Annotated in this window: 11 protein-coding genes and 1 pseudogene; 10 read left to right on the top strand and 2 right to left on the bottom strand. The window is 56.6% G+C overall.

Annotation, left to right across the window (positions count from 1 at the left end; genetic code table 11):
• Positions 1–51: 51 nt before the first annotated feature.
• From G485_RS0109835 to G485_RS0109885, 10 genes and pseudogenes are all read left to right on the top strand, one after another.
• Positions 52–966 (top strand): carbohydrate ABC transporter permease, encoded by a 915-nt coding sequence (locus G485_RS0109835; protein WP_027092418.1) that lies wholly within the window; start codon positions 52–54, stop codon positions 964–966.
• A 5-nt stretch (positions 967–971) separates the two neighbouring features.
• Complete coding sequence (locus G485_RS0109840; RefSeq protein ID WP_027092419.1) at positions 972–1,814, top strand: carbohydrate ABC transporter permease; 843 nt, start codon at positions 972–974, stop codon at positions 1,812–1,814.
• Positions 1,815–1,950: 136 nt separating this feature from the next.
• Complete coding sequence (locus tag G485_RS0109845) at positions 1,951–3,279, top strand: ABC transporter substrate-binding protein (RefSeq protein WP_027092420.1); 1,329 nt, start codon at positions 1,951–1,953, stop codon at positions 3,277–3,279.
• A gap of 91 nt (positions 3,280–3,370) precedes the next feature.
• On the top strand, positions 3,371–5,023 hold the full coding sequence (locus G485_RS0109850; RefSeq protein ID WP_027092421.1) for an MGH1-like glycoside hydrolase domain-containing protein: 1,653 nt from the start codon (positions 3,371–3,373) through the stop codon (positions 5,021–5,023).
• A 15-nt stretch (positions 5,024–5,038) separates the two neighbouring features.
• Positions 5,039–5,959, top strand: coding sequence for a glycoside hydrolase family 43 protein (locus tag G485_RS25865; protein WP_051318153.1), 921 nt, complete (start codon positions 5,039–5,041; stop codon positions 5,957–5,959).
• Positions 5,960–6,228: 269 nt separating this feature from the next.
• Positions 6,229–6,537: a hypothetical protein gene (locus tag G485_RS0109860; RefSeq protein ID WP_027092422.1), complete on the top strand. Its 309-nt coding sequence runs from the start codon at positions 6,229–6,231 to the stop codon at positions 6,535–6,537.
• Positions 6,538–7,074: 537 nt separating this feature from the next.
• A pseudogene (locus G485_RS25870) lies at positions 7,075–7,554 on the top strand (DUF6530 family protein).
• Positions 7,555–8,073: 519 nt separating this feature from the next.
• On the top strand, positions 8,074–9,141 hold the full coding sequence (locus G485_RS0109875; protein ID WP_035155513.1) for a YeeE/YedE family protein: 1,068 nt from the start codon (positions 8,074–8,076) through the stop codon (positions 9,139–9,141).
• 12 nt (positions 9,142–9,153) lie between these two features.
• The gene (locus G485_RS0109880) at positions 9,154–9,378 is read left to right on the top strand and encodes a sulfurtransferase TusA family protein (RefSeq protein WP_027092424.1); all 225 of its coding nucleotides are present in this window, start codon (positions 9,154–9,156) and stop codon (positions 9,376–9,378) included.
• Between the two features lie 188 nt (positions 9,379–9,566).
• Entirely contained in the window at positions 9,567–9,935 is a 369-nt protein-coding gene (locus tag G485_RS0109885; protein ID WP_027092425.1) for an ArsR/SmtB family transcription factor, read from the top strand.
• A gap of 125 nt (positions 9,936–10,060) precedes the next feature.
• Here the strand turns inward: G485_RS0109885 and iolG are convergent, their stop codons facing one another.
• Together iolG and G485_RS25875 are read right to left on the bottom strand one after the other, a co-directional pair.
• On the bottom strand, positions 10,061–11,074 hold the full coding sequence (gene iolG, locus G485_RS0109890) for an inositol 2-dehydrogenase (RefSeq protein WP_027092426.1): 1,014 nt from the start codon (positions 11,072–11,074) through the stop codon (positions 10,061–10,063).
• 334 nt (positions 11,075–11,408) lie between these two features.
• The coding region (locus G485_RS25875) for a transposase (RefSeq protein ID WP_156922240.1) at positions 11,409–11,700 on the bottom strand (292 nt) is incomplete at its 5' end.

The following is an 11,700-nucleotide window of genomic DNA, read 5'->3' on the forward strand; positions in this document are numbered from 1 at the left end:
CCCGGCGGCCTGCTTATGATGAACTTAACATCATCAGAAGGAGGACTCGCGATGCGAACATCCCGCAGGCCGCCGATCCATACGCATAACCGCACGGCTTACGCGTTCTTGCTGCCGTGGCTCATCGGCTTCTTTTGCCTCACGCTCGGACCGATGCTCGGCTCGCTCTATTTGTCACTGACGAAGTACAACCTGCTGCGTTCGCCGCAATGGATCGGGTTCGCCAATTTCAAGCAAATTTTCACCGACGACGCCACCTTCACGCATTCGCTGAAGCTGACGTTCACGTACGTGCTGCTGTCCGTGCCGCTTCGGCTCGTGTTCGCGCTGCTCGTCGCGCTCGCGCTGAACAAAGGCATTCGCGCGCTCGGCATTTACCGGACCGTCTACTACATTCCGTCCCTGCTCGGAGGCAGTGTCGCCATCTCGATCGTCTGGCGGCAAATTTTCGACAGCGAAGGCATCGTCAACGCTTTCCTCGGCTGGTTCGGCATTGACGGACCGGCCTGGATCGCGCATCCCGATTATTTGATTTACCCCATTGTGACTTTGTCCGTCTGGCAGTTCGGTTCGGCGATGGTCATCTTCCTGGCCGGACTGAAGCAGATTCCCGCCGATCTGTACGAAGCCTCGCAAGTGGACGGCGCGGGCAAGATCCGCCAGTTTTTCCGCATTTCGCTGCCGATGCTGTCTCCCGTCCTTTTTTTCAACCTGATTATGAGCATTATCAATTCGTTCCAGGCGTTTACGCCCGCTTACGTGATCGGCGACGGACACGGCGGCCCGTTGGATGCGTCGATGTTCTACACGCTGTATTTGTACTTGAAGGGCTTCTCCTATTTCGACATGGGCTACGCTTCCGCGCTCGCCTGGATCATGCTGCTCATCATCGCCGCCTTCACCGGCATCGTCTTCGCGACTTCGCGGTACTGGGTCTTCTACGGCGATAGCAAAGAAGGGAGGTAACGGGCATGCCGACTCTGAAACGGACGTATTCGCAGGCGCTCCGGCACGCGGTCATCATCCTGGTCGGCGTGGCCATGATCTATCCGGTGCTATGGCTGCTCGCCAGCTCGTTCAAGACGAATCAGACGATTTTCACCGACACGGGATTATGGCCGCATTCGTTTACGCTGGACAATTACCGGAACGGGTGGAAGGGCTTCCAGGGCGTCTCCTTCAGCCGCTTCTTCGGCAATTCGGCGCTGATCTCGGTTCTTAGCGTTCTGGGCAACGTCGTGACATGCTCGCTGGCGGCTTATGCCTTCGCGCGTCTGGAATTCAAGTTCAAGAAGGTGTGGTTCGCGCTCATGCTCGTGACGATTATGCTGCCGTACCATGTGACGCTCGTGCCGCAATATATCATCTTCAGCGAGCTGCATTGGATCAACACGTATTACCCACTGTTTCTGCCGAAGTGGCTGGCGCACGATTCGTTTTTTATTCTGCTGATGGTGCAGTTCATTCGCGGCATTCCGCGGGAGCTGGACGAGAGCGCGACGATCGACGGCTGCGGCCAAGGGAAGCTGTACTTGCGCATCATTCTGCCGTTGCTCGCTCCGGCGCTCATCACGACGGCCATCTTCACGTTCATCTGGTCGTGGGACGACTTCTTCAGTCAGATGATTTATTTGAGCGACATCAAGCTGTTTACGGTCCAGCTCGGCATCCGCGCGCTGTTCGATCCGTCCGGCTCGTCCGACTGGGGCGCGCTGCTCGCGATCTCGGTGCTGTCGCTGCTGCCGATTACGCTCATTTTTCTCGTCTTCCAACGGTATTTCCTGGACGGGATCGCCACGACGGGATTGAAATAAACGGCGGGGACGCCCCCGCCACCCGAAAAAATTAATAACGAACAGCCGAAGGAATGACATTCAACCCGGCGGCGATTGCAGGTAGCATGAGCCTTGTAAACGCTTCGCATTCTAAACCATTGGGGGAGTAAGCGACATGAAGAAAAGAATGCTCGTTGCCGCGCTGGCGGCGATGACGGTGGCATTGACGGCATGCGGCAGCTCCGGCGGCACGCAAACTTCCGGCAGTTCGGCGAGCGCCGGCAGCTCGCCGGACGACGGACAGCAGCAAGTCGAGCTGCGCATGATGTGGTGGGGCGACCAGACGCGGGCGGATCTGACGAACAAGGCGCTCGAGCTGTTCGAGCAGAAACATCCGAATATCAAAGTTGTCGGCGAATTCGCGCCTTCGGACGGCTATTTCGACAAGCTGAACACTCAACTCGCCTCCGGCACCGCTCCGGACGTCTTCTTCCTCGGCGGCAACGTCGTCGATTACGCCAACAAGGGCGTGCTTCTCGATCTCGACCCGTACGTTGGCAAAGAGCTGAAGCTGGACGATATGGACACGACGATGGTTCAATACGGGACGATTAACGGCAAGCTCGTTCACATCTCCGCCGGGGCGAACGCCCGGGGCATCGTGATCAACAAGACGATGTTCGAGAAAGCCGGCGTCGAGGTGCCGCAGGACGGCTGGAACTGGGACGACTACGCCCGGATCAGCAAGGAAATTTCCGACAAGCTGGGCAAAGGCTACTACGGCACGTACAATTTCACGACCGACGGTATGGACATTTACCTGAAGCAGAACGGCAAGCAGCTGTACGATATGAAGAACGGCAAGCTCGGGTTCGAAGAGGCGGACATCTTGCCGTGGTTCCAGTATTGGGACAATACGTCCAAGGCCGGCGGCGTCGTAACGCCGGAGCTGCAGGTGTCCAATCCGCCGACGGACGCAAGCAAATCGCTCATTATCAAGGGCAAAGTGGCGATGACGCTGCTGCCTTCCAACATGCTCGCTTCCTTCCAAAGCTTGACCCAAGACGAGCTGACGATGGTGCAGGTGCCGCGCGGCCCGAAGGGAACGGGCGTCGTGTTCGAATCCAGCCAAGGCTTGTCCGGCTATGCGAAGACGGAGCATCCGAAGGAAGTCGCCGAGCTGATGAACTTCTGGATCAACGATCCGGATGCGGTGAAGATTCTCGGCAACAACCGGGGCGTTCCGGTTACGGCGGCGGGCCGTCAGACGCTTGAGGCGGACGCAAGCGCGGCCGACAAGATCGTCTACGATTTCACGAGCCGCGTATCCGAAGCGAACAAGAAAGAGCCGTTCGCCATTAGCTACAACCCGCCGGGCAACGCGGAATTTATCAAGCTGTCGGACAACACGGTGCAATTGATCGGGTTCGGCAAAGAAAGCGTGGAGCAGGCGGTGTCCGACTTCTATAAAGGCACGTTGAAGATTCTGCAAAGCAATCAATAATCGATCCGGAAAAAGACGCCCCCGGAAGGCCGTCGGCTGCTTAAGCGGCGCGCCTTGCCGGGGGTTTAAGTCGGAAAGCGAGGCGCTAGCGTTGAACGAACGGTTGTTGTTGAGCAAGTTGAGGGAAAAGCAGGTAGAGGCGAGATTGGGGGAGCTCGGCAAAGATTCGGACCGGCTCGTCGTATCGGAATGGAAGCGGAGCGGCGTCCGGTTCGCGGCTTCCGAGGGACGGCTCGAGGACGTGTATTACCGGGCGCTGCGCAAGCTGCTGGACTGCATCGTGCCGACAGGGGGCACCGATCCGATTCTTCACGAGGGCGGCATCTATCTCGGCTGCTGGCTGGAGAGCACGGGCACGATCAATGCGGAGCTGCTGTCCCGCTTCGCGCCGAGCGTCTCGGAGGCGACGTACCGCTCGTTCGCGTTCCACCAGCGGCCGGACGGCATGCTTCCCTACAAGATCACGGAGAACGGGCCGGCTTATCGGCAAATCCAGCTCGTCACCCCGCTCGCCCGCAGCGTCTGGAACCATTACGCGCTGCACGGCCGGGACGTCGACTTCCTGCGCGTCATGTACCGGGCAATGGAACGGTACGACGCCTGGCTCGCCGCGAACCGCGACACCCGGGGAACCGGCTGCGTCGAGGCGTTTGCCGCCTTCGACACCGGGCACGATCTGTCGCCGCGCTTCTGGCACGTGCCGGACGCGCCGCATCGCGGCGACGCGGGGCGCTGCGATCCCGACTCGCCGATCTTGCCGTTTCTGGCGCCGGACTTGACCGCCAACGTCTATTGCCAGCGGCTGTATCTGGCCCGCATGGCGGAAGAATTGGGGCTGTCCGGCGACGGCTGGCGGGCCAAGGCGGAGCGAAGCCTGGACAGCCTGTTCCGGTATTGCTTCGACGAAGGGGATCAATTCTTCTACGACCGGGACCGGCAGGACCGGCTGGTGCGCGTGCAGTCGGACGTGCTGCTTCGCGTGCTGGCGTGCGAAGTCGGGGACCGGGACTTTTTCGACGAAGCGCTTCGGCGCTATTTGCTGAATACGAGGAAGTTTTTCGCCAAATATCCGTTCACCTCGATCGCCATGGACGATCCGCGATTCGATCCGTTCTCCAGCTACAACAGCTGGGCCGGCCCGTCCAATTTCCTCAGCCTCATTCGCGCGCCGCACGCGTTCGAGCGCCACGGCCGTCACGTCGAACTGACGTGGGCGATGCAGCCGATCCTGTCCTCCTTCGCCCGAGCGAACCGCTTCGCGCAGGCGGTCAGCCCGTGGACGGGAGAAGAGGGGTTCACCGAGGCGTATTCGCCTTCCATTCTGTGCCTGCTCGACTACGTCGAGCGGCTGTGCGGCATCTTGCCGACGCCGGAAGGCGAGCTGTGGTTCACCGGGCTCGTTCCTTACGCGATGGACCACGGCGAGGAGATCGCCGGAGAGACGGCTTACGCCCGGACCGTGGACGGCGTCATCTTCGAGCTGCTCAATTTGCGGGATCGGTCCGTCATCTACCGGGGCGGCGAGCCGTATATGGCCTTCCCGCCCGGGGTTCGGGTCGTGACGGACCGGAAGGGCGGGCTGCTCGGACTGCTCGGCATGAGCGCAAGAACGGTGGAAGGGACGCTCAGCTTCGAAGGCCGGGAACTTCCGTTCGCGGCGAACGGGAACGAGCGGCTTGACTATGCGGACGGGCAGCTGCGCAGCGTGCGGGACATCGGCATCGTCTATCCGACTTACGAATAAAAAGGAGGCTATTCCGTGCCGAAAAGCCAAGAGATTCAAATTCGCGACCCGTTCGTGCTTCCCGTCCCGGAGGAAGGGCTGTATTATCTGTTCGGGAGCACGGACAAAAACATCTGGGGACCGGGAACCGGCTTCGACGCTTATGTGAGCCGGGATTTGCGGCAATGGGACGGTCCTCGTCCGGTTTTCCGGCCCTCGGCGAACTTTTACGCCGACACGAACTTCTGGGCGCCGGAGGTGTATGCTTACGGCGGCCGTCACTACATGTTCGCGACGTTCCGGCGCAAGGACAACAACCGGCTCGGGACGGCGGTGCTCGCGGCGGATCGCCCGTTCGGACCGTTCGTGCCGCACAGCGAAGGGCCCGTTACGCCGGAGAGTTGGAGCTCGCTGGACGGCAGCCTCCACGTGGACGAGGCGGGGGAGCCGTGGATGGTTTTCTGCCACGAGTGGCAGCAGATCGGGGACGGCGAGGTTTGCGCCGTTCGGCTGAGCGCCGATCTGAAGGAAGCGGCGGGCGAGCCCGTGACGCTGTTTCGGGCGTCCGAAGCGCCGTGGACGACGCCCTTCGTATCGCCGCGCTTTGCGGATACGGTCAACTACGTCACGGACGGACCGTATTTGTTCCGGGGCGATACCGGGCGCTTGTACATGCTGTGGGCGAGCTTCATCGACAACACGTATGCGCTCGGCGTCGCGCGGTCGGAATCGGGCGGCGTGCTGGGACCGTGGACGCATCAGCCGGAGGCGCTCTACCGGAACGACGGGGGACACGGCATGGTGTTCCGCACGTTCGACGGCCGGCTCGCGCTGACGATTCACGCGCCGAACCGCACGCCGGACGAACGGCCGCTCTTCCTGGAGGTCGCGGAGCGGGAAGGGCGGATCGAAGCGATCGGGCCGCTGCTTGGGGCGAGCGATTCTGCTGGCGGATGAAGCGCGGGCCGGCGTGGCAGCTGCCGGATGAAAGGGTTCGCCGCAGCGCTGTAAGCCGCTAATGTCGGCTTACAGCGCCGAATACGGCTCGCCGCATCTCTGTATCCCGCCAATGCCGGCTTACATTCGTCTGCCGCCATTGGCACCATGGACTAAGAGGTTCTCTCCTGCGGGCTCTCCAGCAATTTTCCCTCAATCGCTCATTTTTTCCGCTATGGCGTCGTATGGATGAAATGAAGAAACAAGCGCCTTCGGAAGGAGATGCCGGCATGGAGGGACAATTGTTCACCTGGGATGCGCTCTCGTCGATCGGGGGTGCTTCGCTGCTGACTTTTTTTATCGTTCAATATACGAAAGGACTCGTCGATCGAATCGCCCTTTGGCTGCCGACGGACGTCTATGCGGTGCTGGTGTCGTTCGTCATTTTGCTGATCGCCCAACTGGCGAAAGGGGCGGACCCCGGCGATTGGAAGCTGTACGCTCTCTCGGGGGCGAACGCTTTCCTGGTTGCGGCGGCGGCGGGCCAAACGCACCAGAAAGTCGTCAATCCTCCCGGGATGAAACGGAACAAAACGTAAAGTCCAAAAAGCGGCACTGTCAAATTCGTTCCGGGCAGCATAGCTCAATTTAGACCATGGAACGAAATCCATGACGGGAGGGGCAACGGTTGCCGCTCATTCTTCGTTAAGCGATAACGACACCGGAGCGATCACGTTCACCGGCAATACGCTCGGGCTTAGCCGCTCGGGGACGGAAGGCCTGCCACGTGCAAGATACAGCTCGCTGGTCCGGAATTGCGCCTCGAATCGAATCCCGTGGTGATCGAAGTAACCGAGGAAGAGGAGTCAACCAAATCGGGAAGCCGAAAATCCCGAAATGAAAAAGTGTTGAGCAGAAGTTCTCTGTTCAACACTTTTTTTTGCGGATTATGGTTCGCTATCCAGGTTGAACTGCCAAGCGATTCCGAACTTGTCCGTCAATTGACCGTGTTCCTTAAATTTCCGATAAAAAGTTATTCAAGTTGCGTTCGATTGATATGACCGGGGATGGAATGCTATTTTAAATCAGTAATTCAGTAAATTAGTAATTTAGTAAATCGAAAGTGGGGACGAACGATGAAAATACCGACGACGCTAAAACATATGCCTGTGATCGTCTCGGAAAATTATGAGCAGGTCGACGGCCGATACGCCGGGAATACGGACGCCAAAGGCCTTTCCCTGGGATTGGCCCAATGGAACGACAGGGGCAAGGTCGATATTTCGGCCAAAGTTTGGCGGTATACGGGGGAGAAGTGGTCGAGACAGTCGGAAGGAACTGCCTTTCCATCGGGTGTTGGATTTGGCCATCCTGATCTGCCGGTCGATGGCCCATTTTCGCGAAGCGAATCGCTTTGAGCACTTATACGATCCGGAGAAGCCGGTCATCGACCGGGTCGCCTGCAAGGCGATGCGATGACGGTGGCCGTCTGTACGGACAATGACCGAATTCACGAAGATATCAAGCTGTTCTGCCAAGCGCTGAGCGACGACGACGAGCTGATCGGGGAGCGATTGCGCACGTTGTCGAGAATTTTAAAGGAAATGGGGTATTGATTTTTTCGGCGTGTTCGGGAGGAGAGGAACGCATGGATAAAAGCAAGCGGCAAAATTTACGTCAACAGCTACCCCAATCTCAAAAACAAATGGTCCACCCTTCAAAGTCAGCTTCAGATGGGGATGTTTTCTAATGCGCACTGCAAAAAGATTGGAGGGAGCTCGGACCCGACGCTTTCAGCTATGAAGTTCCGGAAGAGAAAAAAACCGACGACGTTGCCGACATGCGCTGGGAGCTCAAACAAATGTTAAAGCCGTGGTTGGAGCGTCTTCAGCCTTACGGGGACAGAGGATACAACAAGCCTCCTGTTTGACTGGAGGCAAAGCCGGTCAATGATGCTGGAGCACGGCTTGGCACTCTCTTGCAATCGGACCCCTATTCATACAAATTATTACAGGAAGATCGTTGCCATATATCCCACATATCCGCTATTGATTCTTAGAATCTGAGTAGTAATATAATGATGAATCGCATTCCCGATATTGTGTAAAGAAGGAGGACACGTTAAGTTGGGTCAAATGATTTTTACCGGCCTGCTTTGCGGCGCACTGCTTGGATTTGTGCTGCAGCGCGGGCGTTTTTGCCTTACCGGCGGTTTCCGGGATATGTACCTTGCAAAGGACAACCGGATGTTTAACGCTTTGCTCATTGCGATCGCGATTCAAAGCGTCGGCGTGTTCACGTTAATCCAGACCGGCGCCATCGAATTTAACGCGGGGCAAATTCCATGGATCTCTACGATCGTGGGGGCTTACGTCTTCGGGATCGGCATCGTTCTGGCCGGCGGGTGCGCCACCGGAACGTGGTATCGGGCCGGAGAAGGGCTCATCGGAAGCTGGATCGCCCTGGCGGGTTACATGCTGACGAGCGCCATGATGAAGACCGGCGCGCTCGTTCCGTTCAACGACAGCCTCAAGAAGTACGCGGTAACGAACAACTCGATTCCGGATACGTTCGGCATTTCGGTGTGGCCGTTTATCCTTTTGCTCGTGCTGATCGTTCTGTTCGTCGTTGTCCGGCAGCTGCGCAAGCCGAAAGTCAAGATTCCTTCGCTGCCGGCGAAGCGGAAGGGACTGAACCATTTGCTCTTCGAGAAGCGCTGGCATCCTTTCCTCACGGCGATTCTCGTCGGGTTGATCGCCATCCTGGCATGGCCTCTTAGCGAAGCGACGGGGCGGAATTCGGGTCTTGGCATTACGACGCCTACCGCGAACCTGCTTCAATACTTGGTTACCGGAGACAAGACGAAGTACTTGAATTGGGGTGTCTTCCTCGTTCTGGGCATTCTGCTGGGCTCGTTCATTGCCGCCAAGGGCAGCCGCGAGTTTCGGTTCCGCGTTCCCGACGCGGGAACGGCCGTGTCGAGCTTCATCGGCGGCGTTCTGATGGGCGTCGGTGCAAGCTTGGCCAGCGGCTGCACGATCGGCAACGGACTGGTGATGACCGCGATGATGACGTGGCAGGGCTGGGTTGCGCTGCTGTTCATGATTCTGGGCACTTGGACGGCTTCTTACTTCATTTTCGTTCGTCCGCGCGTGAAAGCCGGCAAACAGCAAGCCGTAGCTTACCAGACGACGACAGCTTAAGGAGGAATTCGCATGAAACATAAACTGCCCGTACTCGGGATGGTTTGCCCTTTTCCATTAATCGAGGCGCAGAAAGCGATGGAGTCGCTGAACAGCGGCGATGAATTGGTCATCGACTTCGACTGCACGCAAGCGACCGAGAGCATTCCCCGTTGGGCCGCCGAAGCCGGCCATTCGATTACGAATTACGAACAGCTCGGCGATGCCTCGTGGACGATTACGATTCAGAAAAAGTAAGTACGGGAGCTGCTTTCCGAAGGGAAGGCGGCTCTTTTTTTGGCGAACGGAATAGCGCTTGAAAAAAGCGGCATACACTTTTCAAGAATCGATTTCGCCCATATCCCTCGCCAACATCAGAATAATTACGAATGAACTCGGTCTATGTTATAATGTCAAACAAGTTCAGATGGGGCGAGGGATCGGTCATGAATAAGGAAGCATTGGAGACGGTATGCGAAGAGAGCTGCAGCGGAACCCATTCGGATGTTCTTAAAGTAAAAAAACGTCTTGTATCCGACACGACGGCCAACAATGTTGCCGATTTGTTTAAAGCGTTGGGCGATCCGACAAGGGTCCGGATCATTCATGCCCTTCAACAGTGCGAGCTGTGCGTACACGATTTAACGGTGGTGTTGGATATGGGGCAGTCCGCCGTATCCCACCAGCTTCGTTTGCTCCGCAACTTGCGAATCGTTAAGCGCCGCAAGGAAGGGAAGACGGTCTATTATTCGTTGGACGACGAACATGTGGAGCAAGTTTTCTTGCTGACGCTGCAACATCTTGAACATCATTGAAGCGACCGGCCGGTTTATAGAACCGCCCGCCGCGGCAAGCGGAACGATGATCCGGTTCGCTACGCGGTTCGAGCGGCTGGCTAACGGACCACCGGCCGCTCGAAAGGCAGAGCTGCCCACCGGGATCAGGACCGGAAGGACATGGCGATTTTGGTCTCTGTCTCAAACGATTTTTTTGCGGACAAAGCGATCTCCAACGCAATTTTCCCGTCTAATTCATCCACCGACGGCTTTTCGCCGTCCCTCAGACAACGAATGAAATGTTCGATTTCATTTAAGTACGCATTCTTAAACCGTTCCGGAAATGCAGGAATGATATCGTGCACGCTGCCGCCTTTAGTTATAATTTGAATGTCGTGATATTTTAAGGATCCGATTTGGATGCAGCCCTCGCTGCCGACGACTTCTCCACGAATGTCATATCCGTAGAATGCGTTCCTGCTGGCCTCGATATCCGCTGCCGCACCGGAGTCAAAGGTTAAATACGTGAGCGCTTGGTCGACATCGCCGCATTCTTCCATGAAAGAATGGAACAAAACGTTGCCCTGCGCGGAGACGGAAGTCACTTCCGCATTCAACAAAAACCTGGCAATATCATAATCGTGGATCGACATATCCAGAAAGATGCCGCCGCTATGACGAATAAACTCGGCGGGCGGAGAGCCTGGATCGCGTGAGACGCCTTTAAAGTACATGGGAGTACCGATATCTCCCGCCCGAATCCTTCTTTGAGCTTCCTTATAGGCGCTGTCGAATCTTCTCATGAAGCCGACCTGGCAAAAAACGCGGTTTTCCCTGATGGTGCGGATAACCCGATCGGCTTCGTCCGGCAGAGAGGCAAGCGGTTTTTCAACGAAAATATGCTTTTTATGGTTTGCTGCTTTCTCGATCAAGTCTGCATGAGTGTTTGTCGGAGTAGCGATAATCACCGCGTCGATGCTCGGATCCTCAAACACTTCGTCCGGGTTCCTCGTTGACCTTTCTACGTTCAATTCACGCGCGACTCTGTCGGCTTGACCGTCGATGGGATCCGCGACACAGTCCAGCTTTGCCCCGTTCACCCGAGCCGCCAAATTTTCCGCATGCCAATATCCCAGCCGTCCGAGTCCGAGAACGGCACATCGAATCTGCCCATTCATCACATTCACCTCTATCAACGGAAATGATTGATTTCAGAATAGCTTCACGGACAACAAACCAAAACGCATTTTTGTGAGTGAATATTATACTTTTGTGGAGTTTTTCGCTAAACTTATGTATGCGCTATCAATAAAATGATGACGGAAAGAAAGCGGGAGCACGATGGAAAAAATATTCATGATTCCTCAATTCGTCGGATCCGTGAGACTGGTGGACATGCAATACACGAAAGGAAATCGAGGGTATACCTACCCTTCGCACCGCCATACGATATTCGAATATATGTAGGGCTTGCTGAACAAGATCAATTTAAGCTGCTCCCAACGCATGAGCCTAGACCGTGATTTTCTTTGCGGTTTTCATGCAAAAAATCGGACGGAACGCAATGAATCTGAAAAAAGAGAAAAAAAGAACCCGCAGTCGCCGTTCCAGGTTCATAACCAGAAACTGGATAGCGATGACAGTTAAACTTGTATGAGCACCGCGGGAGCAAATTCGGCCCAAACCCAACTTGCGTTTGCCTTCGCCGAACTTTCCTTCGATCGCATTGCGCTGTGCAGCGTCTTGCTTCTCTTGCTTTCGATCATCGGCGTCACGTTGTTCTTTGGATGGCCTGCCAAGCTTC

This window comes from Cohnella thermotolerans DSM 17683 (assembly GCF_000429825.1).
Taxonomy (GTDB): domain Bacteria; phylum Bacillota; class Bacilli; order Paenibacillales; family Paenibacillaceae; genus Cohnella; species Cohnella thermotolerans.

Coding starts and splice junctions, on each gene's coding strand:
- G485_RS0109835 (WP_027092418.1), top strand. CDS start 52: ATGCGAACATCCCGCAGGCCGCCGATCCATACGCATAACCGCACGGCT.
- G485_RS0109840 (WP_027092419.1), top strand. CDS start 972: ATGCCGACTCTGAAACGGACGTATTCGCAGGCGCTCCGGCACGCGGTC.
- G485_RS0109845 (WP_027092420.1), top strand. CDS start 1,951: ATGAAGAAAAGAATGCTCGTTGCCGCGCTGGCGGCGATGACGGTGGCA.
- G485_RS0109860 (WP_027092422.1), top strand. CDS start 6,229: ATGGAGGGACAATTGTTCACCTGGGATGCGCTCTCGTCGATCGGGGGT.
- G485_RS0109875 (WP_035155513.1), top strand. CDS start 8,074: ATGATTTTTACCGGCCTGCTTTGCGGCGCACTGCTTGGATTTGTGCTG.
- G485_RS0109880 (WP_027092424.1), top strand. CDS start 9,154: ATGAAACATAAACTGCCCGTACTCGGGATGGTTTGCCCTTTTCCATTA.
- G485_RS0109885 (WP_027092425.1), top strand. CDS start 9,567: ATGAATAAGGAAGCATTGGAGACGGTATGCGAAGAGAGCTGCAGCGGA.
- iolG (WP_027092426.1), bottom strand. CDS start 11,074: ATGAATGGGCAGATTCGATGTGCCGTTCTCGGACTCGGACGGCTGGGA.